The following is a 25,562-nucleotide window of genomic DNA, read 5'->3' as shown; positions in this document are numbered from 1 at the left end:
TCCCGAGGCTGTCCCGAAGATGTTGATCCTGCGCGGCGCTCCTGCCCTTTCTGCCTTTCGCCACAGCAAACTCCTTGAGCAACTGAGCCAGAAGGTCCCGGCTGTCAGCGGCTTGTATGCTGAATTCGCTCACTTCGCCGAAGTAACCGGCGTCCTGACCGGCGACGAACAGCAGGTGCTCGCGCGCCTTCTGAAGTACGGCCCAAGTGTTCCGGTACAAGAGCCGACCGGTCGTCTGTTCCTGGTGTTGCCGCGGTTCGGCACCATCTCGCCGTGGTCCAGTAAAGCCAGCGACATCGCTCGCAACTGCGGCCTGACGAAAATCCAGCGCCTGGAGCGTGGCATCGCGTTCTACGTCGCCGGCCAGTTCAGCGACGCCGAAGCGCAGCTGATCGCAGGCGTGCTGCATGACCGCATGACCCAGATCGTCCTCGGTAACCTTGAACAAGCCGCCGGCCTGTTCAGTCATGCCGAGCCGAAACCGCTGACCGCGATCGACGTGCTGGGTGGCGGCCGCTCCGCGCTGGAAAAAGCCAACACCGAGCTGGGCCTGGCCCTGGCCGAAGACGAGATCGACTACCTGGTCAATGCCTTTGTCGGCTTGAAGCGCAACCCGCACGACATCGAACTGATGATGTTCGCCCAGGCGAACTCCGAGCACTGCCGTCACAAGATCTTCAACGCCAGTTGGGACATCGACGGTCAGAGCCAGGAAAAAAGCCTGTTCGGCATGATCAAGAACACCTACGTGATGCACAGCGAAGGCGTTCTGTCGGCTTATAAGGACAACGCTTCGGTGATCGTCGGCAACGTCGCCGGTCGTTTCTTCCCGGACCCTGAAACCCGTCAGTACGGCGCGGTGCAGGAACCGGTGCACATCTTGATGAAAGTCGAAACTCACAACCACCCGACCGCGATTGCCCCGTTCCCGGGCGCGTCCACCGGTTCCGGTGGCGAGATTCGCGACGAAGGTGCCACCGGTCGCGGTGCCAAGCCAAAGGCTGGCCTGACCGGTTTCACCGTGTCCAACCTGCAAATCCCGGGCTTCGAACAGCCGTGGGAAGTGCCGTACGGCAAGCCTGAGCGCATCGTCACTGCGCTGGACATCATGATCGAAGGTCCACTGGGTGGCGCCGCGTTCAACAACGAATTCGGTCGTCCGGCCCTGACTGGTTACTTCCGTACCTTCGAGCAGTCGATCACCACCCCGCGTGGCGACGAAGTTCGCGGCTACCACAAGCCGATCATGCTGGCCGGCGGTATGGGTAACATCCGTGCCGAACACGTGCAGAAAGGCGAGATCATCGTTGGCTCCAAGCTGATCGTCCTCGGCGGTCCAGCCATGTTGATCGGTCTGGGCGGCGGCGCGGCTTCTTCCATGGCCACCGGTACCAGCTCGGCAGACCTGGACTTCGCTTCCGTACAGCGCGAAAACCCGGAAATGGAACGTCGCTGCCAGGAAGTCATCGACCGTTGCTGGCAGTTGGGTGAGCACAACCCGATCAGCTTCATCCACGACGTCGGCGCGGGCGGTCTGTCCAACGCCTTCCCGGAACTGGTCAACGATGGCAACCGTGGCGGTCGCTTCGAACTGCGCAACATTCCAAACGACGAGCCGGGCATGGCCCCGCACGAAATCTGGAGTAACGAATCCCAGGAACGCTACGTTCTGGCGGTCGGGCCGGCTGACTTCGAACGCTTCCAGGCGATTTGCGAACGCGAGCGTTGCCCGTTTGCCGTCGTCGGCGAAGCCACTGCCGAGCCGCAACTGACGGTCACCGACAGTCACTTCGGCAACAGCCCGGTGGACATGCCACTGGAAGTGCTGCTGGGCAAAGCCCCGCGCATGCACCGTTCGGCCGTTCGTGAAAACGAACTGGGCGACGATTTCGATCCGTCGACCCTCGAGATCGCAGACTGCGTCGAACGCGTTCTGCATCACCCGGCCGTGGCGAGCAAAAGCTTCCTGATCACCATCGGCGACCGCACCATCACCGGCCTCGTGGCCCGTGATCAAATGGTCGGCCCGTGGCAGGTTCCGGTAGCCGACGTTGCCGTCACCGCCACCAGCTTCGACGTGTACACCGGTGAAGCCATGGCCATGGGCGAGCGTACTCCGCTGGCTCTGCTGGATGCTCCGGCGTCGGGCCGTATGGCCATTGGCGAAACCCTGACCAACATCGCGGCTTCGCGCATCAACAAGATCTCTGACATCAAACTGTCGGCCAACTGGATGTCCGCTGCCGGTCACCCAGGCGAAGACGCGCGGCTGTACGACACGGTGAAAGCAGTCGGCATGGAACTGTGCCCTGAGCTGGGCATTACCATTCCGGTGGGCAAGGACTCCATGTCCATGGCCACGCGCTGGAACGACGAAGGCGTCGACAAGACCGTCACCTCGCCGATGTCCCTGATCGTGACCGGTTTTGCGCCTGTGGCTGACATCCGTCAGACCCTGACGCCGGAACTGCGCATGGACAAGGGCACCACTGACCTGATCCTGATCGATCTGGGCCGCGGCCAAAACCGCATGGGCGCCTCGATCCTGGCCCAGGTTCACGGCAAGCTCGGCTCGCAAGCACCGGATGTCGACGACGCCGAAGACCTCAAAGCCTTCTTCGCCGTGATCCAAGGCCTCAACGCCGACGGTCACCTGCTGGCTTACCACGACCGTTCCGACGGTGGTCTGTTGACCAGCACCGTGGAAATGGCCTTCGCCGGCCATTGCGGTCTGAGCCTGAACCTCGACGGTCTGGCAGAAACTTCCGCCGACATCGCCGCAATCCTGTTCAACGAAGAACTGGGCGCCGTGATCCAGGTTCGCCAGGACGCTACTCCAGACATCCTCGCGCAGTTCAGCGCTGCTGGTTTGGGTGACTGCGTTTCGGTGGTCGGTCAGCCGATGAACAACGGCCAGATCAACATCACCTTCAACGGCGAAACCGTATTCGAAGGGCAGCGCCGTCTGCTGCAACGTCAGTGGGCTGAAACCAGCTACCAGATCCAGCGTCTGCGTGATAACGCCGACTGCGCCGAGCAAGAGTTCGACGTGCTGCTGGAAGAAGACAATCCGGGCTTGAGCGTCAAGCTGAGCTACGACGTCAACCAGGACGTCGCCGCGCCTTACATCAAGAAAGGCATCCGCCCACAGGTTGCCGTGCTGCGTGAGCAGGGCGTCAACGGTCAGGTGGAAATGGCGGCCGCGTTCGACCGCGCCGGTTTCAACGCGATCGACGTGCACATGAGCGACATTCTGGCCGGCCGTGTCGACCTGAACGAGTTCAAAGGTCTGGTCGCTTGCGGTGGTTTCTCCTACGGCGACGTACTGGGTGCCGGCGAAGGCTGGGCCAAGTCCGCGCTGTTCAACAGCCGTGCACGCGATGCGTTCCAGGGCTTCTTCGAACGTAACGACAGCTTCACCCTCGGCGTGTGCAACGGTTGCCAGATGATGTCCAACCTGCACGAGCTGATCCCGGGCAGCGAGTTCTGGCCGCACTTTGTGCGTAACCGTTCCGAGCAGTTCGAAGCCCGTGTGGCGATGGTTCAGGTTCAGGAATCGAACTCGATCTTCCTGCAAGGCATGGCCGGTTCGCGTATGCCGATCGCTATTGCTCACGGTGAAGGTCATGCCGAGTTCGCCAGCGAAGAAGCGTTGCTGGAAGCTGATCTGTCGGGTTGCGTGGCGATGCGTTTCGTCGACAACCACGGCAAGGTCACCGAAAACTACCCGGCCAACCCGAACGGCTCGCCGCGCGGGATCACCGGTTTGACCAGCCGCGACGGTCGCGTGACCATCATGATGCCGCACCCGGAGCGTGTGTTCCGCGCGGTGCAGAACTCGTGGCGTTCGGAAGACTGGAACGAAGACGCACCCTGGATGCGTATGTTCCGTAATGCGCGCGTCTGGGTTAACTAAGCGCTATGTACAAGCTTTCCTTTTTTGTTCCGGCCAGCCATGTGCAACAGGTCAAGAGTGCCGTATTCGCTGCCGGTGGCGGACGGATCGGCGCTTATGACCATTGCGCCTGGCAAGTGCTCGGCCTCGGCCAGTTTCGTCCATTGGATGGCAGTCAGCCGTTTATTGGGGAAGCGGGGCAGGTCGAGCAGGTTGAGGAATGGAAGGTTGAGCTTGTCGTTGCGGATGAGTTGATTCGTTCTGTGGTGTTGGCTCTGAAGCAAAGTCATCCCTACGAGACGCCGGCTTATGAGGTATGGCGGTTGGAGGATTTTTGATCTGCCTGCCGCTGAAATGAGAAACCCGCTGAATTAGCGTTCAGCGGGTTTTTTATTGGCCGGCATTTGATGGCGGTGTGGAGATCAAAACTGTGGGAGCGGGCTTGCTCGCACCCGGACGCTATATCCAGCGTCCCCTCGCCACAGAGGTTGAGTCGCCTTAAAGGTTTGAACTAGAGCCATCGCCGTGCGAATGCTGGCTGGATAGGGATATGACGATGCACCATTACCGTGCAATACTCCGCGCCGTTTCATTGTTGAATAATCCTACGTAAGGCAGGTAATGCCCCTCCGTAAACCCGGCTTTTCCCGAGAGTTCTCGCTGAATGTTGTGGTTTATAGAGTGAAAAACCCTGTAGGAAGCTTTTTATACTGCACGCCCCGCTGATCTTGCAGGTTTTGTCCTGCAAGACGGGTTTGCCCACGAAGCAGGCCCGGTTTCAGAAAAGCATTGGCTTACCGGTCAGCGCTTCGACACTCGGTGGTCATATCCAATAACAAGACGAGGTTGTACCCCTATGCCAGGCAATCACCTGCCCAATGGCGAGACCGCTCAAGGCGGCCCGCTCAAACGCGAACTCGGCGAACGGCATATTCGCTTGATGGCGCTCGGTGCCTGTATCGGCGTCGGTCTGTTCCTCGGTTCGGCCAAGGCCATCGAGATGGCCGGTCCGGCAATCATGCTGTCCTACATCATCGGTGGTCTGGCGATCCTGGTGATCATGCGCGCCCTCGGCGAGATGGCGGTGCACAACCCGGTCGCCGGCTCCTTCAGCCGTTATGCTCAAGACTACCTCGGCCCATTGGCGGGCTTCCTGACCGGCTGGAACTACTGGTTCCTGTGGCTGGTGACCTGCGTTGCGGAAATCACCGCGGTGGCGGTGTACATGGGCGTCTGGTTCCCCGATGTGCCGCGCTGGATCTGGGCACTCGCCGCATTGATCAGCATGGGCTCGATCAACCTGATCGCGGTGAAAGCCTTCGGTGAATTCGAGTTCTGGTTCGCCCTGATCAAGATCGTCACCATCATTGCGATGGTGATCGGCGGTATCGGCGTGATCGCGTTCGGCTTCGGCAACGACGGCGTGGCGCTGGGGATTTCCAATCTCTGGGCGCACGGCGGCTTCATGCCCAACGGCGTGCAAGGCGTGTTGATGTCCCTGCAAATGGTGATGTTCGCCTACCTCGGCGTCGAGATGATCGGCCTGACCGCCGGTGAAGCGAAGAACCCGCAGAAGACCATTCCCAATGCGATCGGCTCGGTGTTCTGGCGGATTCTGCTGTTCTACGTCGGCGCGCTGTTCGTGATTCTGTCGATCTACCCGTGGAACGAAATCGGCACCCAAGGCAGTCCGTTCGTGATGACCTTCGAGCGTCTGGGCATCAAGACTGCCGCCGGCATCATCAACTTCGTGGTGATCACTGCGGCACTCTCGTCCTGCAACGGCGGCATCTTCAGCACCGGGCGCATGCTCTACAGCCTGGCGCAGAATGGTCAGGCCCCGGCCGGCTTCGCCAAGACCTCGAACAACGGCGTGCCGCGTCGCGCCTTGCTGCTGTCGATCGGTGCCTTGTTGCTGGGCGTGCTGCTCAACTACCTGGTGCCTGAAAAAGTCTTCGTCTGGGTGACGGCGATTGCCACCTTCGGCGCGATCTGGACCTGGGCCATGATCCTGCTGGCCCAGCTCAAGTTCCGCCAAGGCCTGAGCGCCAGCGAACGTGCCGGCCTGAAATACAAGATGTGGTTGTACCCGGTCAGTTCGTATCTGGCGCTGGCGTTTCTGGTGCTGGTGGTCGGCCTCATGGCGTACTTCCCGGATACTCGCGTGGCGCTCTATGTGGGCCCGGCGTTCCTGGTCCTGCTGACGGTGTTGTTCTACGTGTTCAAGCTGCAACCGACCAATGTGTCGCAGGGTGCGGTGCGTTCGGCTTCGTAAGGTGTAACGCCTGTATATATCCGTTCCTGCGGTTATGGCGGCTTAGGGTTCCGCCCTTACGGCGGGTCACTTGGAAAAGCTCCAAGTAACCAAGGGCTTTTGCCCCGCCATTCGGTGCCTCGCCTAGGCTCGGCATGCCCTCACTCCGGCATTGCTCCGGGGGTCCGCCATCGGCCATCCATGGCCGGGGGCGGCTACCGCGGCATCCTTGCCGCGGTGCCCCCTGCGCAACGCCTGCGTTCGGCCTCTGGGAAAGGGGCGGCAGATCTGAAGCCAAAGCAAAGCAATGGCAAGATCAAAAGATCGCAGCCTCGCTTCGCTCGACAGTTCCTACAGGGAAATGCGTTCACTTGAAGCCAGGCCGGCCGGTTGGCCGCCTCGCTTTTGCTTTTGCGGTGCACGCCCCCTCGAGAGGCCGAGTGGAGGTACTGCGCAGGGGGCAACCCGGCATGGATGCCGGGTTAGCCGCCCCGGGCCATGGATGGCCGATGGCGGCGGGCCCACGGAGCAGGACCGGAGCGAGGGCACCCTGAGCCTAGGCGAAGGGCTGAACGAAAGGGGCAAGAGCCCTTGGTTACTTGGGGCTTTTCCAAGTGACCCGCCGTAAGGGCGGAACCCTAAGTAGCCGTGACCACAGAAATGGATATATACACGATCAAAACCCGGCCGGCTTTCAGGCCGCCATCCATTTTCTTAAGCGAACAGCATGCATTGGCCGGGGCTTTTGCATTTCAGGCTGTCGCGGTTTGCACTGATCGATTCAGGCGTTTATTGAAGTCCAGCCACGCGCCCAGCAACGCCATCACCCCGGCACCCACCAACGCTGTAAAAATCTGCATGGCAAACGCATCGTCGGTCAGGGCGTTGAGCATGTCCGCCAAGGGCGCCAACAGCACACCGAGGCAGAACACTTCCAGTGAGTAGCGCCCCATGCGACAGCATTGCTGCGCCAGCCAGTTTTGCGTCCAGCCGTTGCCGGGCAAGAGCCTGGCGGTGACATAAGCCAGCGCCAGGAAGTGCAGCAGACGGACCGGCGACAGATCGGTCTTGCTGATCGGGTACAGCAGGTTGCTCAGGCTGGCTGGCATCAGGGCATCGTGAATTTCCGGCCAGCGCCAGGAGACAGTAATCACGCCGGTCACCACCACGTACACCACTGCGCTGACAAACAAGGGCTGGCGCAACAGCGGGCGAGTGTCGGGCAACCGTGGCCGCAGCCCGTGGATCGCCGCAAAGCCGCCGAGGATAAACAGCAGTTGCCAGGTGACGGGGTTGAAGTACCACACACCGTCCTTGATTGCCGCAAGGTTCCAGCCAAACCGCGGTGCCAGCAAGTACACCGCCAATGACACCGCTACGACCGCCCACGGCTTGCGCACCAGCAACGGCAGGACCAGTGGCAATCCCGCCAGCAGCACGATGTACAGCGGCAGCGGGTCCATCAGGTTCGGCTTGAAGCGCAGCAGTAACTCATCCGTCAACGCTTGCTGGGGGTTGGTGATGAAGTGATGCAGGCCCATTTCTTCCACCAGATCGCGGGTTTCCACATGACTGTTGGCGAAGAACACGATGCCCATCAGCATGGCCAGCAGGAAAATATGGACCACGTAGAGCACCCAGGCGCGCCGCAGAATCTTCACGCAGGCGATCAGGTAACCATCGCGCGCAAGGATTTTGCCGTAGGCCAGAACGGCCGCGTAGCCGGCGAGAAACACGAATATTTCTGCGGCATCGCTGAAACCGACATTGCGCAGGGTGATTTGGCCAAGGGGGTTATGAGGCACGTGATCCCAAAAAATGAAGATCAGTGCCAGGCCGCGAAAAAAGTCGATTCGGTGATCGCGCTCAAACGTCATGACGGCGGGCTCGTGAACGGGTGTTGAGATAAGGAGTCGCCGAAGGCGCCAAAGATTGCGCGCCGCACATCGGCGGCGCGGCAGGGTGGCGTGATTTGCTGGTAATTGCAAAACCGGGATATTACGGGATGTCTCCTGGCATTGAGGCAAACCCTGACCGTTGGTCTGAAAGGCCGTCAGACCTGTGATTTCTGACAGTAGACAGGTTCAAAGTTTTATGACTTGAAACAGGAGAGTCAGCATGAGGCTCTTGTGGAAAGGATTTTCCAGCTACACGGTGGTCGGGGTCGCCAACACGCTGATCCACTGGCAAATTTTTTTCCTGCTGAGCGTGGGGGCCGGCTTCAGTCAGGCTGTCAGTAACCTGGCTGCCTTCTGCGTGGCCGCCTCGTTTTCCTTCTATATGAACGCGCTGTATACCTTCGATACCAAGGCGTCGGTCGGCGGCTATCTTCTATTCTTGGGAACCATGGGGACGCTGAGTCTGGGCGTCGGCCATGCAGGCGACGTGTGGAGACTTCACGGCCTGCTGACGGTGGCTATCTTTTCGGCATTGAGCCTGGTGCTTGGCTTTCTGTTTTCAAAGTACGTGGTCTTTCGCGGGCGTAACGCATGAAAGTCTCGTTGATCGTTCCGGTATTCAATGAAGAACAGGCGATCAGTCTGTTTTATCAGGCAGTGCGTCGCGAGTTGAGGCTTGACCAGGCTGAGGTCGAAATCGTGTTCATCAACGATGGCAGTTCCGACCGGACGGCTGAAGAGGTCAAGGCCTTGGCGCAGGCCGATGAACAGGTATTGCTGATCAACTTCTCGCGCAACTTCGGCAAGGAACCGGCGTTGTTCGCCGGCCTGGAATATGCCACCGGCGATGCGGTGATTCCCATGGATGTCGATTTGCAGGACCCGATCAGCGTCATCCCGCGGTTGATTGGCGAGTGGCAAAAAGGCGCAGATGTGGTGCTCGCCAAACGCCGGGATCGCACCGCCGACAGTTACCTGAAACGCCACAGCGCGTCGCTGTTCTACCGTGTGCTGAACCGTATCGCTTACACCCGTATCGAAGAAAACGTCGGGGATTTTCGTCTGATGGACCGCAAGGTGGTCGACGTGATTCGCGCGCTTCCCGAGCACCAGTTGTTCATGAAAGGCGTGCTGTCGTGGGCCGGGTTCACCACCGTGGTGGTGGAATACGAGCGAGCCGAGCGAGTGGCGGGCACCAGCAAGTTCAATGGCTGGAAGCTCTGGAACCTGGCGCTGGAAGGCGTGACTTCGTTCAGTACGGTGCCGTTGCGTTTATGGACTTACGTCGGTGGCGGTATTTCGATCTTCGCGGTGTTCTACGCGGTGTACATGGTGCTGGACAAGATTTTCTTCGGCAACAGCGTCCCGGGTTACCCGTCGTTGATGACCGCGATCCTGTTTCTCGGCGGCGTACAGCTGATCGGCATCGGCATTCTCGGTGAGTACGTCGGCCGCATCTACATCGAAGCCAAACATCGGCCGCGCTATATCGTCAAAGACGTCGTCGGCGGCAAAGACCGGCTCGGGTTTTAGCATGGGCAGGTTCAGCGATTTTTTCAGCAAGGAACTCGGACATCGGCAGGTCTGGCTGTTTTTTCTGTTGGCGACCTTTGTGTATGTGGTGCCGCTGATCCTTGCGGACTATCCGTATATCGATGACAACTGGCGATCCCTGTCGGCCGCGGCTGGTACGGCCTGGGCGGAACAGGGACGGTTATTCACCGAACTGTTCTACAACCTGCTGACCTTCAGCAATGCCGCGCCGAACATCTTTCCGCTGCCGCTATTGATCGCGGTGCTGGCCATGGCCTCGGCTTTGACCAGCCTGACGTTTCATTACTACCCGCAACCGACGATTGCTTGCTGCCTCGTGCCGTTGCCGCTCTGGTTCAACCCATTCTTTCTGCAAAACCTGTCCTATCAATACGACGGCCCCGCCATGGCGTTGAGCGTGGTGGCGGTCATCTACGCGATCACCTTTCGTCATCCCTCGCGCATTGTTCATTGGTTGGTGCCCTCGTTCCTGATTGCCCTGGCGCTGGGGCTCTATCAGGTGAGCCTCAATGTGTTTCTGGGCCTGTGTTGCCTGGAACTGCTCAGGAACGCGAATGACAAGCTGGCCTGGCCGCAGTGGTGCGAGTTGATCGGCTGGAAAATATCGCAGGCCATCCTGGGCTGGTTGATTTACAGCGTCAGTGCTTATCCGTTCATGAGTGGTAATCGCACCTTGTTGTTGAACTGGACGGCGCAGCCCCTACTACAAATTCAAATCAATATCGCCCGGGTGCTGGAAAAAGTCGTGCTGCTGTTTCACGGCGGATTTGCCTGGGTGTTCGCCGCACTGCTGCTGCTGTGTGCCATTGCCGGCAGTGTCCGGCTGGGGCTGAACGTGCTGGAACGTCAGGACACAGGGCTGAAGAAGTTCCTGATCGGCCTGGTGTGTTTCCTGACATTGCCGGTCGTGGCGCTGCTGGTGTCGGGTGTCGCGCTGTTTTTCCGGGACTTCAATGAAGGCGCCAGGACCCTGATGGGCTTCGCGGTTCTGTTGGTGCTGTTGTTCTATTTGAGCCATCTGGCGCTGGCACGAATCCACCAGCGGTTGCCGCTGTTGTTGGTGGTTCCATTGTTGGCGATGCTTTCGATTTCGTATGCCTATGGGCGGGTGCTGACGGTGCAGAAAGCCTTCGCGTCCAGCGCGCTATTGAGTCTTGAACACGACATCGCGTCGAATCGACAGCTGCTCGAAGCCAAGCGCATTTACATGTCAGTGACCTATTCCGATCACTGGCTGCTGGGGGCGGCGGGCTCGTTCAAGCAGATGCCGGTGTTGCACTATCTGCTGAACATCGACTTTTTCATGCTGGCCGAGAACCTGCCGAAAGTGGGCATCACCAACGTCGTTGCGGAGAAGGAGCGACGTAACGCGACCCGGGTGGGTTATCAGGGTTATCCACCGGTGCTGGAGAGCCAGTACTACCGGATTTATCTGCTCGGCGATTACGGTTTTATTGTCATGAAAGAGCCCGCGCCGATTAAGGCGCTTCACTGGTGAAATGTGAGGGGGATACAGTTCGCGACGATATCGTCAGCATGACCGTTGGTCAGAAATCCTCACCTACCTGTTATTTCTGACAGTAGACCGTTACAGGGTTGTCACTTAGTTTGAAAAGCACCTCAAACAGGGATATTGGCAGGTGGCGGAATGAAAGTGTTATGGAAAGGATTCTGTAGCTACATGGTCATTGGCGTGGTCAATGCGCTCATCCATTGGCAGTTTTTTTTCGTACTCACCGTCGCCGCCGAACTCAGTCAGGCCGCCAGCAACCTGGCAGCGTTTTGCGTCGCGGCCAGCTTTTCCTTCTATGTGCATTCGCTTTACACCTTTGAGAACAAGGCGACCGTGCTTGGCTATCTGTTGTTCAGCGCTGTCATGGGCGTCGTGAGCTACGGCGTCGGGCGTATTGCCGATCTGTGGCGGCTTCATGGTTTGGTGACGGTGACATCGTTTTGTCTATTGAGCCTGATTGGCGGGTTCTTCTTTTCCAGGTTTGTGGTGTTTCGCGGACGTGAGTCGTGAAGGTTTCTCAGCGTGTGGCGCGACGGAAAATACAGCTGAACGTCACGTCCAGACCGTTTGTGGTCGATCTGGATGGAACGCTCCTCAGGTCCGATCTTCTTTTCGAAAGCGCCATGGCTTTTGTACGTAGCCAGCCGTCAGGGTGGCTCAAGCCTTTGGGTTGGCTCAGTCGCGGCAAGGCTTTTTTGAAAGAACAGTTGGCCATGGCGACGGATATCGATGTCACAAGGTGTTTGATGACGTCCTGGCCACGAGCCTGGAGTGCAATCTGTCGGGCACGCACAAGCGTGATTTGCTGGTCGCGTTGTACGGTGAGAGCGGTTTTGATTGCGTCGGTCATTCTCTTGACGATCTGTCGATATGGCGTTCGGCCGAACGGGCCTATGTCGTCAATCCTCTGCCAGGCGTCGAACTCGCTATTAAAAGCCTGGACAATGTCGTGCAAGTAGTTCGTTCAGGAACGACGAAATTCAGGGATTTGTACAAGGCGTTTCGCATCCATCAATGGGCGAAAAATGCCCTGATTTTTGTGCCGTTGCTGGCCGCGCATCAGATGAGCAATCCGCTCCTGCTCTGGCACGGTCTGTTGGCTTTTGTGTTTTTCGGGTTATGCGCCTCCGGTGTTTATGTTCTTAATGACCTGCTGGACCTGGAGGATGATCGAAGGCATCCGAGCAAACGCAATCGACCCTTTGCCAGTGGGCGGTTGTCGATCAAGTCCGGCCTGACAGCGTTCCCCTGTTTATTGTTTGTCTCCTTTGCTGGCGCCTGGTGGTGGTTGCCCTGACAGTTTGCCGCCGTGTTGGCCACTTACTACATGTTGACGCTGATCTATTCGCTGGTGCTGAAACGGATCATGGCGTTGGATGTGATTGCTCCTGGATGCTGGCGTTTTCGATGTTCATGTTTTTGAGCCTGGCACTGGTCAAGCGTTATGCCGAACTCCAGGCGGCACTGCGCAATGGCATTACCGGGAAAACCGGTGGCCGTGATTACTATCCTGCCGACCTAGCGATGCTTTCCTCATTAGGGGCTGCGTCCGGATACCTGTCGGTGATGGTCCTTGCGTTGTACATCCATGACAACGCCACGATCGCGCTCTATGCCTACCCCCGGATGATCTGGCTCGCCTGCCCGTTGTTGCTGTTCTGGATCACCCGTATCTGGATGCTGACCCATCGCGGCAGGATGAATGACGACCCTGTGATCTTTGCGCTTCGGGATCGCCTGAGCCTGGCGATGGGCGCGATGTTTGGCCTGATTTTTTGGTTGGCGGCATGAAACGTCGCGGCCGCGCGGATGCGAGCGCCCTGGGTGGCAGTTTCAATTTTCAATGGGGTCGGTTCGAACGATGAATCATCAATTGAGCTCATGGGGGCATTACCCCTCGGCACCGCAAACAGGCCATTCATGCGCATGGCGAAATGATCTGGAGCAACATCTGCAACGATTGATCTATATCCACGGCACGACGTTGCCGTTCGGCAACGGCCGCAGTTACGGAGACAGTTGCCTGGCCAGCAGTGATCATGTGCTGCACCTGCGTCCCTTAAACCGGTTTATCGAAGCAGAAACCTGGCAGGTATGCGCACTCAACATAACCTTGCTGTCGATTCCGGGGTTTATCGCTGTGTTTGGGCGCTACGCGGTCTCGCACCAACCAACCTGACGCTGTCAGGAGCCTGCGGCGGACTACTCGCCAGTGCAATGGCGACGATTGCAAATTCCCTACACTGCCCCGAGACGCAAGTACCATTTTTGGGGGGGGGTACTTGCTGGGCATGCTGGTGCCGACTGTACTAGGCGCATTACTCGGGCGACGCTGGCTGCGCTGGTAGCAGATCGTGCGCATTGTCTATGACTACTGCTCAAAAGCTCACTGACTTGTCCGCTTTCTTTTGAGGTCGAAGCTTAGTAATGAGCTTTTCTAGGTCAGTCTGCACTTCGGATTCATGGAGCAGCGTGAGGTACCCACGGACACAGTAGCAGAGCCACACGACCCTCGCGGAGCGGGGCAGGCTATCGGCGTTTCTTTTTCTGGCTGACGGCCAGTTCAAATAGCAATGTCGAACGCCCAGCGACTTGATAGCTGTCGCCAAACTTGAACACTTCCTCCGCTATCAGCTCCGGCTCGTTGGTATCTAATTGCAATTTCCAATATTGCCCTTGCGGCACTTCGGGCAAGATGAAGTCGACTATGTCGAAATGTGAGTTGACGATAATCAAGAGCGAATTTTCTCCACCCGCTTTGCGAATGCCGGTAGGTTGCGCACGGCCATCAAGCAAAATGCCTAAGCATCGGTTGCTAGCATCATTCCATTGCTCGTTGCCCATGTCCTCGCCATTGGGCTGTAGCCAGCTGACATCCTTGATATCCAGATGCGCGTTGTAGACGCCGGTAAAGAACCGGTTGCGACGCAGTAATGGGTAGCGCTTGCGTAGGTCGATCAGGTATCGCGTGAAGTCCTGCAGCTCGACGCTTTTTTCACTGATGTCCCAGTTGATCCAGCCGATCTCGCTGTCCTGACAGTAAGCGTTGTTACTGCCGCCCTGAGTTCTTGCAAACTCGTCGCCGGCTAGCAGCATGGGTGTACCTTGAGCCAGGAACAGCGTGGCGAGTAAGTTGCGCATCTGTCGGTAGCGCAACTCGATAATCTGCGGGTCATCGGTTGTACCTTCGACGCCGCAGTTCCAGGAACGGTTGTCCGAGTGGCCATCGCGGTTATCTTCGCCGTTGGCTTCGTTGTGTTTATCGTTGTAAGAGACCAGGTCGTTGAGCGTGAAACCGTCGTGAGCGGTAATGAAGTTTACGGAGGAGGCTGGCTCGCGACCGCGTCGGTTGAATTGATCGCCAGACGCCAGGAAGATCTTGGCGAAATCACCGAGGCGATTATCGTCGCCTTTCCAGAAGGCTCGGGAGATGTCGCGAAACTTGTCGTTCCACTCCATCCAGCCAGGAGGGAAATTGCCGACCTGATACCCGCCAGGGCCGCAATCCCATGGTTCTGCAATCAATTTGACGTGGTTCAGGGTAGGGTCTTGGCGGCACGCGTCGAGAAAGCCACCGCCTTCATCGAAGCCGTGGGGTTCGCGGCCCAAGATGGTTGCCAAGTCGAAGCGGAAGCCGTCGACGCCCATCTCGTTGCTCCAATAACGCAACGAGTCGGTGACCATCTGCAGTACACAAGGGTGGCTCATGTTCAGGGTGTTACCAGTACCGGTGTCGTTGATGTAGTAGCGCGCATCGTTCGGCATCAGGCGGTAATAGTTGGCGTTGTCGATGCCCTTGAGCGAAAGAGTAGGGCCCAACTCGTTGCCTTCGGCAGTATGGTTGTAGACAACGTCGAGAATGACCTCCAAGCCTGCCTTGTGGAGTCTTGAGACCATGATTTTGAATTCACCAATCGAACTCCCAGCCATGTAGCGTGCATGCGGCGCGAAGAACGCCAACGTGTTGTAGCCCCAATAATTTCGCAAGCCTTTCTCAAGCAGGTGGTTGTCATTCAGGAAGTAGTGGATGGGCATCAGTTCAATCGAAGTAACGCCCAGCGACTTAATGTATTCCACCACATCACTTTCGTGAAATGCGGCAAACGTACCTCGCGCGGCCTCTGGCACACTGGGATGTTGTTTGGTGAAACCGCGCACGTGGGCTTCATAGAAGACGGTACGGGCCCATGGAACATTTGGCTTGGGCGTGTTGCCCCAGGTAAACGCTGGATCAATCACCCGGCAGCGCGGCATGAACGGCGCGCTGTCGCGCTCATCGAACGACAGGTCAGCATCGGGATGGCCTATGGTGTAACCAAACAGCGCATCGTCCCACTCCAGCTCGCCCACGATCTGCTTGGCGTACGGGTCGATTAGCAGCTTGTGATGGTTGAAGCGATGGCCGTTTTGCGGCTCATAACGCCCGTGCACTCGATAGCCATATAAAGTGCCAGGCCGTGCGTCGGGTAGGTAACCGTGCCAAGTTTCGTTAGTAAACTCTGGCAACTCAATCCGCTCCATTTCTTCTTTCCCGTCGGCGTCGAACAGGCAAAGTTCGACCTTAGTAGCGTGGGCCGAGAAAATTGCAAAATTGACCCCAGAGCCGTCCCATGTAGCTCCGAGTGGATAAGGCTGGCCTTCCTGAACACGTGAATGCATTTGGCTTTGGAAATCGTTACAGGCGGCGCTCTGGGCTCCGCAGTCAGGCGTCTTCGAGGTCATACTTATTCATGGCCCATGTGTGATTCTGCACCGAAGCTAGAATGGTGCGGGAGCAGGCGGACGGTGTGATCGGTGGAGTCGTGGTTATGCCCACCGTCCAGAAATTGATGCAAATGCTGTCAAGTCAACGCTCGAATCCCAGTGGCGCGAAGTCGGTGTGTTTACTCGTGATCAGCCAAGTTAGAACTCATTGCACTATTTAGACCATGATAATTTATTGTTTTTATTGAAATTTTATGCGGGAGAGGGGAAACCTAACTACAACTTGATGCGCGATTCAATACTCTATCTGGCTGTTTATCCAAGGTATTGAGAGCATCACTATGAAGCAGCATGTCACGCGTATTTTGGGCCTTGATGGTTGTCTCGTTGCGGTTGAAACTTCGAACCACACCGGCAGGTTTTTGAGCATGTACGGTGGTGTTGCAGCCCTGCTGGCGGTCACCAGTGTTTCCGCTGCGCCGCTGTCTTCACCCAGCCTTTCCAGCTCGTTACAGCCCAATGAAAACCCTTTCGCCATTGATGCTGGCCCGCTGGGGAAAGTCTACGTAAGCGGGCAACTGACGGGGATCGCCCTGTGGCAAAACCATGTAGTGGATGCACCCGACACCGGCAATTCCGAGTCACTGTCCGACATCAGCAACGCCCAAGTGGAAATACAGACGATCGAGGGGCCGCTGCAGTTCTACATACAGGCCGGATCGTATGCGCTGCCCTCTCTTGGTTCGGCCTATCTCAAGTCGGACAAAACCGTGGACAGGCTTTACGGTGATGTTCCAGTCGGTTACTTGAAGGCAGTGCTCAGCCCTGAAATTTCCCTGATGGCCGGCTCGCTGCCCACATTGATCGGAGCTGAGTCGACCTTCACTTTCCAGAACATCAACATCCAGCGTGGGCTGCTTTGGAACCAGGAGCCTGCCGTCAGCCGTGGTGTGCAGGTCAACTACTCCGGTGGCAAGACGAATGCAGCGATATCGTTGAACGACGGTTTCTATTCCGGCAAGTACAACTGGGTCACAGGCTCGTTCTCATACGCCTTTGATGCCGCCAACACTTTAAGCGTGATCGGGGGCACAAACTTCTCCAGCAACTCGGAATCCTCTGTGGCGACACCCACAGCGCAGAACAATAGCCAGATTTACAATTTGATCTTCACCCACACCGATGGGGCATTGACGCTCACGCCTTACCTGCAATACACCCGGGTCGATAAGGACTCGAAAGCGGATATAGATCGCGCAGCGCAAACCTACGGGGCAGCGATCCTTGCCAAGTACAGCTTCTCCAGTCACTGGTCTATCGGTGCCCGCGCCGAATACCTGGACAGCAACGGCGGCGAATGCGGAGCCGACGAGGACTGCTCACCCACCAATCTGCTTTATGGGACAGGCTCCAACGCCTGGTCGCTGACCGCTACGCCGACCTATCAAGACGGTCGCTTCTTCGTGCGAGGCGAACTCGCCTACGTGCGCACTGAGGACGCCACCTCGGGCTCAACCTTTGGAGACAACGGTACCCAGCGCGATCAGGCTCGCGTGCTTGCTGAGGCAGGCGTTCTTTTCTAATTGGCGCTCACTGCTTGTTCGGTCGTAACCTGCAAAAAGTGCAGAGATACGGAACGTTGTTATTAGGCATGAGAGGACTCCGTGAGAAAATTAAGTTCACTGAAGCAATTGGCGTAACCGACCGGCCAGTACCCACTGCTGAGAGCCTCAAAAATTAGCAAAAATAGTGTCCATCATTTTTTGGTGGACACTGTCTTGGATATCATTGCCCCAGCCCGTCGACCCGCTCGCCGCCCCAACTTCCCGCCAGAATTCAAACGCAAAGTTGTCGAAGCCACGTTCCAGTCTGGCACCTCCGTGTCGTTGATCGCTCGCGAACATGACGTTAATGCCAACCCGGTCTTTCGCTGGCGGCATCAATATCAGGAAGGGTTATTCGGCCCCGTCAACCGAGTGCAACGTTTTTGCCAGTCCAGGTGATCGAGGGCGGCAGTTTGTGAGGTGTTGATCTGGGTTTGGTTATTTTTGATGGGGGAGGGGCGTGGAGGGCAGGAATGCCGGTGACGACGGTGATCGGCCAGAGCCCGTCGTGCTCCAGGAAGGGCAGGCTGGCGAGGGTAAGCATCACACAGACGGCAAAGAAGGCTTAGCGGCTCAGGAGTGACAGGCTCATACGGTTTCCTTGGGTTCGGACTCGGTGGGGCAGTCAGGCATTTTGTGCCTGGAGAAAAATCGAAAACAGCTCTGACTGGGATTTGATCCCCAGTTTGCTGTACATGTGTTTCTTATGGACTTTCACGGTTTCGACAGAGATTTCCAGCTTACGGGCGATTTCTTTACTGGAGCAACCGCTGAGCATCAAGCGCCCGACATCCAGTTCCCGGGCGGTCAATTGCGCGCCTTTGAGTTGCTGCACCGACGCTTCCAGCTGCACGCGCCAGTCAACTTGCGGCGGTGCTGGTGCGAGGGCCACGACTTCGTTGATTTCGTAAGGCAGGCGCTGGCGCAACAGGCCGAGCACCCAGGGCTGGATCAGCGACAGCAAGGCAATCTGCTGGCCGCTGAAACGTTGCTTGCTGCCCAGTGACAGGCACAGCGTGCGGTCGCCTTCGAGCTGGCAATTGAACTGGATTTCATCGGCCACCACATTCAGACGAAAGTAGCGCTGGTAATACTCGGTCAGCTCGAAATGCTCCGGCGCCACTTCCGACAGGCGATAGAGCCCGGTGCGCGACTGCTCGCGACAGGCGATATAGAACGGATCGAGCAGGTACAAACCGCGCAGATAGTCCTGGAACAACTGATCGGGACTGCCGTCCGCGCCCGGGCATTCGGCGAACACTTGCGGATGCTGATCGGCGCTGAAAAGCAGCGCCACCCAGCTGTCGAAGGTCACGTACTGATCCAGCAACCGTACCAGCTGCGTCCAGAAATTGGGCTTGTCCAGGGCGTCGATCAGTTGCCCGACCGAGCGGTGCCACGCGATGTCGTCTAACGAGAGTGTCATGCCTCTACCCCTATCGGGTTACCCCAGCGGCGTGATTTCCCGGCCGGTGGCTTGCTGCGCATACTGGCGCACAGACACCGACCGGGCAATCTTTCTGCCAGCCTGGTTAAGAACAAGGAATGACCATGAAAGTCGAACTCGCCCAGTTGGCGGGCCGTGACAACGACACGGCTTACAACCTCGAACGCGCTCTGCAGGCGATGGCTGCCTGTGCTGCCGATACACAGCTGATCGTGTTTCCCGAAACCCACCTGATGGGCTTTCCGTCCCTCGAGGCCTTGGCCGAAACCGCTGAACCGCTGGACGGTCCGACCGTCAGCGCGGTGCTGGCTGCGGCCCGTGAATACAACATCGCCGTGGTGATCGGCATGGCCGAGACCGACAACGGCCGCTTCTACAACACCACGCTGCTGATCACCCCTGAAGGTATCGCGCTGAAATACCGCAAGACGCACCTCTGGGCGTCGGATCGCGGGGTGTTCGAGGCCGGCGACCGTTACGCCACGTGTGAGTGGAACGGTGTGCGGGTCGGCCTGCTGATTTGCTACGACATCGAATTCCCGGAAACCGCCCGGGCCCTGGCGCAATTGGGGGCCGAACTGCTGATCGTCACCAACGGCAACATGGACCCGTACGGCCCGACGCACCGCACCGCGATCATGGCCCGCGCCCAGGAAAACCAGGCGTTTGCGCTGATGGTCAACCGGGTGGAAGAGGGCGATGGCGGGTTGGTCTTTGCGGGCGGCAGTGCGCTGGTGGATCCGCTGGGGACTTTGTTATTCGAGGCCGGACGCGAGGAAGGACAATTTGCGGTTGAACTGGATCTGAATCAGCTGACGGCGGCGCGACAGGATTATCGGTATCTGGATGATCAGCGGCTGCGGTTGCCTGGGGAAGTGGTGGAGCAGATCGGCGGTGTTCGGGAGTTATTGATTCCTGAGCGTTGAACCAGCCCTCACCCTAACCCTCCCGAAACGTCGGACCGCCCGGAGGGAGAGGGGACTGACCGTAGAGTCCTCAAGAAATATTGCGACCTGAAACACCCGGTCGAACTCAGGATTTGAAAAGCATGGAAATCTGCCCCCTTTCCCCTTCTCCCCCCTGGGGAGAGGGCCGGGGTGAGGGGTGGCTTTTGCAGTAGACGTAAATTTTTGCCGAACTCGGCTCTGCCATAAATCTAATAAATTCGGAGTAGTCGCTCATGGCTCGTTTGCAACGCACCCTGTCATTGGGTTCGGTGGTGCTGTTCGGCATCGCCTACATGACGCCGATCATTGTGCTCGGCACCTTCGGCATCCTCGCTCAATCCACCGCCGGCATGGTCCCGGCTGCTTATCTGGCGGCGCTGGTGGCGATGTTTTTCACCGCCATGAGTTACGGCCGAATGGCTTCGGCGTTCCCCGTCGCTGGCTCGGCCTATAGCTATGTCCGCAAGGCGATCAGCCCGAAACTCGGTTTCATCGCCGGTTGGGCCGTGCTGCTCGACTACCTGTTCCTGCCGATGGCGATCTGGCTGATCGGCGCGGCCTACCTCAACTTCGCCTTCCCGGCCGTACCGCAGTGGATCTGGGTATTGGCGTTCATCGGCATCACCAGCGCGATCAACATCGTCGGTCTGAAACTGGCCAACGGCATCAACGCGTTACTGATGCTGGTGCAGTTCCTGGTGCTGATCGCCTTCGTTGCGCTGTGCGTTCATTACGTCGGTGGTGATGCGAGCACGCCGTTGTGGTCGATCAAACCGTTCTTCAACGGTGACATGCAGATGCCGCTGATCATGAGCGGTGCAGCCATCGCCTGTTATTCATTCCTCGGGTTTGACGCGGTCAGCACCCTGACCGAAGAAACCCGCGACCCGCGCCGCACCATCCCGCGAGCGATCATGCTGATCACCCTGATCGGCGGCCTGATCTTTGTCGGTGTGTCGTATTTCGTGCAGATCGCGCATCCGTCGTTCCAGTTCGACAGCGTCGACTCGGCGGCCTATGAAATTGCCCGCAACATCGGTGGTGATCTGTTCGTGTCGATCTTCCTGATCGGCCTGATCGTCGGCCAGTTTGCGTCGGGCCTGTCGGCGCAGGCCAGCGGCTCGAGGCTGTTGTTCGCCATGGGCCGTGACGGCGTGCTGCCAAAATCGTTCTTCGGCACCTTGCACGAACGCTTTGGCACGCCGATCAACAGCATCCTGCTGTGCGCCGTGGTCGCTTTGCTGGCGCTGAAACTGGACGTCACCACCTCGACCTCGTTCATCAACTTCGGCGCGTTCCTGGCGTTCAGTCTGGTGAACCTGTCGGTGATCTTTCACTACTGGATTGGCGGTGAGAACAAAGGGCTGCGTGAATTCGTGTTGTTTCTGCTGTTCCCGTTTATCGGTCTGGCGGCGGATTTGTGGCTGATGGTCAGCCTCGATCACCTGGCGATCTATCTGGGCCTGAGCTGGCTGGCGATTGGCGTGGTGTACTTGGCGGTACTGACCGACGGCTTCCGTCGCCAGCCACCGGAGATGGATTTCCAGGAGGCTACATAGGCGGGAACGGTTTGGATTGGTGAATCGGCAACTGGACCCGAAACGTGGTTCCCACGCCAACTTCACTGCGCACCGTAATATCCCCCCGATGTTTTTTCACGATGCCATAGGACAGGGACAACCCTAGCCCTGTCCCCTGGCCCACCGGTTTGGTGGTGAAGAACGGGTCGAAGATTTTTTGCAGGCAGTCCGGCGCAATGCCGGCGCCGGTGTCTGCGACCTCGATCCACACCGTTTCCGCTTCAAGCCCGGTGCGCAAGGTGATGGTGCCGCGCTCCGGGCCGATGGCCTGAGAGGCGTTGACGATCAGGTTCATGATCACCTGATTGATTTGCGAAGGCAGGCATTCGATGTCGGGCAGGTCCTGATATTCCTTGAGCACATCGGCCTTGTACTTGAGTTCGTTGGCGACAATGTTCAAGGTCGATTCGATGCCCTGTTGCAGATTGGCCCACTGCCATTCCTGATTGGAGTCCACCCGGGAGAAGTCCTTCAAGTCCTTGACGATCTGCCCGACCCGGTTGATGCCGTCCTTGGACTCCTTGATCAGGAGCGGAATGTCCTCGCGCAGGAACTCCAGCTCGACCCGTTCGCGCAGTTGGTTCAAACGCTCGACGAGCTCGCTGGAGCCGATCGCCTCTTCCGCATCCCGATAGGCGTCGAGCATTTCCTGCAGCTGTCTGAAGTAGCCATCCAGGGTGCCGAGGTTGGAGGAAATGAAGCCGATAGGGTTGTTGATTTCATGAGCGACGCCGGCCGCGAGTTGCCCCAATGAAGCGAGTTTTTCCGATTGCACCAATTGGGTTTCAAGCTGTTTGCGCTCGTCGATTTCCCGCTGCAACTCAACGCTGGCCTCTGTGAACTGCCGGGTTCGGCGCTCGACCATTTGCCCTAAATGGTCCATCTGCACGCTGGCCCGTTCGGTCATGTCCCATTTGGTCAGCAGGGTGTTGGCCATCTGCTGGACTTCAATGTTGTCGAACGGCTTTTTCAGAATCAGCAGCCGGTCATGCGCCTGCAATCGATCGAGCAATTCATCCCACGAATAGTCGGAATAGGCGGTGCACACCACCACTTGCAGGCGCGGGTCGGCCTGCCACAAATGTTCGATGGTCTGCGCACCGTCCCAGCCCTCGGGCATGCGCATGTCGACAAAGGCCAGGGCGTAGGGGCGATGTTCTTGCAAGGCTTCGTTCAGTTTGCCCAGGCCTTCCTGGCCGCCATAGGCCGAGTCCAGCTCGAACAGCGCACTGGTTGATTTCACTTCGCTACCAAACAGCGCGACCTCCATCTCGTCCAGTTCGACGGTCTGCTCCGGCATGGGCATGAGAATCTTGCGGAAATCCACGTGAATGGACAGGGTGTCATCGATCAGCAGAATGCGTCGGTTCGAAAGCTCGCTCATGCTTCCTCCGGTACGGTTTTCAGCGGGATCTGCAACGTGAACATCGCCCCTTTGCCCGGTCCGTCGCTATGGGCGGTGAGGTGGCCATTCATTTCGATGGCAGCCAGGGCGCAGCTGTGCAGGCCGAAGCCATGGCCTTCCTTGCGGGTAGTAAACCCGTGGGCAAAGATGCGCGTCATGTTTTCCTCGGCGATGCCTTCGCCGTCGTCCTTGACGCTGACTTGCAGGGTCTTGTCTTCGACGATTTTGACCCCCAGGGTCATTTGCCGCGGGCGGTTGCTGAGGTCGGACATGGCGTATTTGGCGTTGCTGATCAGGTTGATCAGGATCAGCAACAACCGGTGCTTGTCACCCATGACTTGCGGCACATTGCTGTACTCCTTGACCACCGTGACGTGGTGTCGGGTCAGGGCGCCGGAGTTCATGCGCAGGGCGTCTTCCAGCAGTTCGCTGATGTGCAGCGGTTCCATCAGGCTGTTGGCGCCTGCGTAGGATTGCTGGGTGGCGACGATGTCCTTGATGTGGTCCACGCTTTTGGTCAACTGGGCCAGTTCGTCGGTCATGCCTTGTTGTTCCAGGGCTATCGCGTCCACCAGTTGATTCAGGTAACCCGGTAGCAACTTGCCTTTTGCGTCCTCGGTCAGAAAGGTGCCGAGGTCGCCTGGATGTTCGTTGATCAGCTGCATGGCCTTGCCCAGGCCCTGCGCTTTGCTGGCGCGCAGTTTGCGGGTCACCAGGTCGGCTGAAATGTTCACGCTGTTGAGCACGTTGCCGACGTTGTGCAGCACATTGGTGGCGATCTCGGCCATGCCGGCCTGACGCGCGGTGTCGAGCAGTTCACTCTGGGTATCCCTGAGCTCGCGGGTGCGCTCTTCAACCCGCAGTTCCAGGTCGTCATTGGCGGTTTGCAGGGCTTTATTGACGCGATTGATCACGGTGAAACTGCGCATCAGGTGAATCGCCAGGTACACCAGCAGCAACACCAGCAGCACCGAAAACAACAGCATGTAGAAGTGATAGCGCTGGTCGACCGCATCGGTCCGCTGCTGATCGGTGTTGAGCAGGTTGGTAATATCGTCCAGGCGTTCGGCCACGGGAACGGCTTCGATGTTTTCCAGCAACCGATTGACCACGGGTTGTTCGCGCAGGATCAGCGCAATGTGACTGCTCAAAATATCGATCGGGCTGTGGAACGGTTCCGGTAGTCGCAGTTTGTTCACCCCCAGTTTGTTCAGCCCGAGCAGGATGTCGGCGGCCTTGTCGTCGGAGGTGACCTGAGCGAACTCCAGGCTGCTGAGCAGCAAGTCATACGTGTCGGTGGTGATGTTATGAAGTTGCAGTTGGTCCTCATCCACCAACCGGCCCAGCTGTTCCTGAATGTCGTCCTCGGCGGTGGGCAGGAACGCCAACGAATTGCGCAGCACGGCGTTGTGAGATTTGAACTGCTCCACCAACCGGGTCTTTTCCTGAATGGCGGTCAGGTACGCATCATGGCTGGCGCGCCAGACAGGCGATTCGGTGCGACCGTGGTTCGACTCCATCGTGTCGAGCCGCTCCCACAGGTTCGTCATCTCGGTCAGCGGTGCGACCAACGGATCGTAGTTGTGACTGATGGCGATCCTGGCCTTGAGGATCTCGGTTTCCCATTGTGCGTTCAACTGCTTGATCCGGCCGATCACGTCCCGGGATTCGGCGTAGGTCGTCGTCTGGTTCGAGTTGGATTTGAGGTACAGGAACAGCAGCACCGAAGCCAGCATCACGGCCACGACGCTGAGCAACGCCAGGTTGCGGCGGTTAGTCGTCTTCATAAGGGCTTGCCTCCCCATTCACCGGTCAGGGTCTTGAGGAATTTGATGATCAGGGTCTTGTCGTCGTCAGAGGGATTGCGACCGAGCTGGAACTTGAACATCACATCCACCGCCTCTTCGAGGGTCTTGGCCGAACCATCGTGAAAATACGGCGCGGTCACGGCGACGTTGCGCAAGCTCGGGACCTTGAACACGTTGCGGTCCTCTTCGTCCTTGGTCACCAGATAGCGGCCCAGGTCGGCTTCGGCGGGGTTGCCCCGAATCTTGAAGTAGTCGCCCATGACCCCGAACTTCTGGAACATGTTGCCGCCGATGTTCACCCCTTGATGGCAAGCGATGCAGCCGTAGTCCTTGAAGCGTTGATAACCGTATTTTTCCTCCCGGGTGAGAATGTCGGTATCGCCCATCAGGTATTGGTCGAAGCGCGAGTTGGCGCTGATCAGCGTGCGTTCGTAGGTGGCCAGGGCATTCTGCACATTGTTCATGGTCACGCCGTCGGGGTAGGCCTTGCTGAACGAGGTCCGATAAGCCGGGTCAGCGGATAGCACTTCCACCACGTGTACCCAGTCACTGCCCATTTCACTGGGGCTCTGCACCACTCCGTGGATCTGGGTTTCCAAGGTGTCGGCGCGACCGTTCCAGAATTGCCGGAAATTCAGACTGGAGTTGAATACGCTGGGGGTGTTGATCGTCACTGGAACGCCGTTGAACCCGATGGAAAACGCCTTGTTGTCGGCCCCGCCGTTTTCCAGTCGATGGCAACTGGCACAGGACAGACTGCCGTTGACCGACAAGCGTTTCTCGTTGAATAACTGGCGGCCGAGTTCGACCCGCAGCGGGTTCTGTTGGGGCACCGCCGGCAGCGGTTTGAGCGGTTCATCCAGCGGCGCGGCGCCAGCGTTCAGGCAGAGCCCGAACAACGGCGCCAATAGCAGACGGTGAAAAGAAGGCGACATCTGATGATTCCTTGGCTT

The 25,562-nt window shown here is 58.1% G+C and carries 16 protein-coding genes and 2 pseudogenes; 12 read left to right on the top strand and 6 right to left on the bottom strand.

Annotated features, from left to right (window positions below):
* The first annotated feature begins 19 nt into the window (after nt 1–19).
* The 3 genes from purL (at nt 20) to QFW87_RS24045 (ending at nt 6,170) form a co-directional block, all read left to right on the top strand.
* Nucleotides 20–3,916, top strand: coding sequence for a phosphoribosylformylglycinamidine synthase (gene purL, locus QFW87_RS24055; protein WP_283181565.1), 3,897 nt, complete (start codon nt 20–22; stop codon nt 3,914–3,916).
* Between the two features lie 5 nt (nt 3,917–3,921).
* Nucleotides 3,922–4,233 (top strand): YqfO family protein, encoded by a 312-nt coding sequence (locus tag QFW87_RS24050; RefSeq protein ID WP_283181564.1) that lies wholly within the window; start codon nt 3,922–3,924, stop codon nt 4,231–4,233.
* A gap of 518 nt (nt 4,234–4,751) precedes the next feature.
* Nucleotides 4,752–6,170: an amino acid permease gene (locus QFW87_RS24045; protein ID WP_283189054.1), complete on the top strand. Its 1,419-nt coding sequence runs from the start codon at nt 4,752–4,754 to the stop codon at nt 6,168–6,170.
* Nucleotides 6,171–6,901: 731 nt separating this feature from the next.
* Here QFW87_RS24045 and QFW87_RS24040 read toward each other — a convergent pair.
* A complete protein-coding gene (locus tag QFW87_RS24040; RefSeq protein WP_283189053.1) occupies nt 6,902–8,026 on the bottom strand; it encodes an OpgC domain-containing protein in 1,125 nt (374 codons plus the stop codon).
* A 241-nt stretch (nt 8,027–8,267) separates the two neighbouring features.
* Here QFW87_RS24040 and QFW87_RS24035 point away from each other — a divergent pair, with 241 nt between their 5' ends.
* From QFW87_RS24035 to QFW87_RS24010, 6 genes and pseudogenes are all read left to right on the top strand, one after another.
* Nucleotides 8,268–8,642, top strand: a complete 375-nt coding sequence (locus tag QFW87_RS24035) for a GtrA family protein (protein WP_283181561.1) — start codon at nt 8,268–8,270, stop codon at nt 8,640–8,642.
* The gene (locus QFW87_RS24030; protein ID WP_283189052.1) at nt 8,639–9,580 is read left to right on the top strand and encodes a glycosyltransferase family 2 protein; all 942 of its coding nucleotides are present in this window, start codon (nt 8,639–8,641) and stop codon (nt 9,578–9,580) included. Before QFW87_RS24035 ends, QFW87_RS24030 begins: the two co-directional genes overlap by 4 nt.
* Nucleotide 9,581: 1 nt before the next feature.
* The gene (locus QFW87_RS24025) at nt 9,582–11,099 is read left to right on the top strand and encodes a glucosyltransferase domain-containing protein (protein WP_283189051.1); all 1,518 of its coding nucleotides are present in this window, start codon (nt 9,582–9,584) and stop codon (nt 11,097–11,099) included.
* Between the two features lie 150 nt (nt 11,100–11,249).
* Nucleotides 11,250–11,624, top strand: coding sequence for a GtrA family protein (locus QFW87_RS24020; RefSeq protein ID WP_283181558.1), 375 nt, complete (start codon nt 11,250–11,252; stop codon nt 11,622–11,624).
* Between the two features lie 35 nt (nt 11,625–11,659).
* A pseudogene (locus QFW87_RS24015) lies at nt 11,660–12,905 on the top strand (UbiA family prenyltransferase).
* 292 nt (nt 12,906–13,197) lie between these two features.
* Nucleotides 13,198–13,462: pseudogene (locus tag QFW87_RS24010) on the top strand (DUF1109 domain-containing protein); the annotation flags it as partial.
* 181 nt (nt 13,463–13,643) lie between these two features.
* Here the strand turns inward: QFW87_RS24010 and glgX are convergent.
* Nucleotides 13,644–15,773, bottom strand: a complete 2,130-nt coding sequence (gene glgX / locus QFW87_RS24005; protein WP_283190948.1) for a glycogen debranching protein GlgX — start codon at nt 15,771–15,773, stop codon at nt 13,644–13,646.
* Nucleotides 15,774–16,159: 386 nt separating this feature from the next.
* Here glgX and QFW87_RS24000 point away from each other — a divergent pair, with 386 nt between their 5' ends.
* Entirely contained in the window at nt 16,160–17,401 is a 1,242-nt protein-coding gene (locus QFW87_RS24000) for an outer membrane beta-barrel protein (protein WP_283189050.1), read from the top strand.
* Nucleotides 17,402–18,047: 646 nt separating this feature from the next.
* On the opposite strand, the gene QFW87_RS23995 is transcribed toward QFW87_RS24000, so the two are convergent.
* Entirely contained in the window at nt 18,048–18,848 is an 801-nt protein-coding gene (locus tag QFW87_RS23995) for a LuxR C-terminal-related transcriptional regulator (protein ID WP_008147857.1), read from the bottom strand.
* A 125-nt stretch (nt 18,849–18,973) separates the two neighbouring features.
* Between QFW87_RS23995 and QFW87_RS23990 the strand changes: the two genes are divergently transcribed.
* Both QFW87_RS23990 and QFW87_RS23985 read left to right on the top strand, forming a co-directional pair.
* Nucleotides 18,974–19,795, top strand: a complete 822-nt coding sequence (locus QFW87_RS23990; protein WP_283189049.1) for a carbon-nitrogen hydrolase family protein — start codon at nt 18,974–18,976, stop codon at nt 19,793–19,795.
* 254 nt (nt 19,796–20,049) lie between these two features.
* A complete protein-coding gene (locus tag QFW87_RS23985; RefSeq protein ID WP_283189048.1) occupies nt 20,050–21,375 on the top strand; it encodes an APC family permease in 1,326 nt (441 codons plus the stop codon).
* On the opposite strand, the gene QFW87_RS23980 is transcribed toward QFW87_RS23985, so the two are convergent.
* From QFW87_RS23980 to QFW87_RS23970, 3 genes are read right to left on the bottom strand one after another with little or no spacing between them, the layout of a single operon-like run.
* Nucleotides 21,368–22,780, bottom strand: a complete 1,413-nt coding sequence (locus QFW87_RS23980; protein WP_283181553.1) for an ATP-binding protein — start codon at nt 22,778–22,780, stop codon at nt 21,368–21,370. The genes QFW87_RS23985 and QFW87_RS23980 overlap by 8 nt on opposite strands.
* Entirely contained in the window at nt 22,777–24,588 is a 1,812-nt protein-coding gene (locus tag QFW87_RS23975; protein ID WP_283189047.1) for a DAHL domain-containing protein, read from the bottom strand. Before QFW87_RS23975 ends, QFW87_RS23980 begins: the two co-directional genes overlap by 4 nt.
* Nucleotides 24,585–25,544, bottom strand: a complete 960-nt coding sequence (locus QFW87_RS23970) for a cytochrome c peroxidase (RefSeq protein WP_283189046.1) — start codon at nt 25,542–25,544, stop codon at nt 24,585–24,587. The genes QFW87_RS23975 and QFW87_RS23970 overlap by 4 nt, the downstream gene beginning before the upstream one ends.
* Between the last annotated feature and the right edge of the window lie 18 nt (nt 25,545–25,562).

Source organism: Pseudomonas sp. PMCC200344, assembly GCF_030053095.1.
GTDB classification, from domain to species: Bacteria; Pseudomonadota; Gammaproteobacteria; order Pseudomonadales; family Pseudomonadaceae; genus Aquipseudomonas; species Aquipseudomonas svalbardensis.
This window is presented reverse-complemented; position numbering and strand designations above follow the sequence as displayed.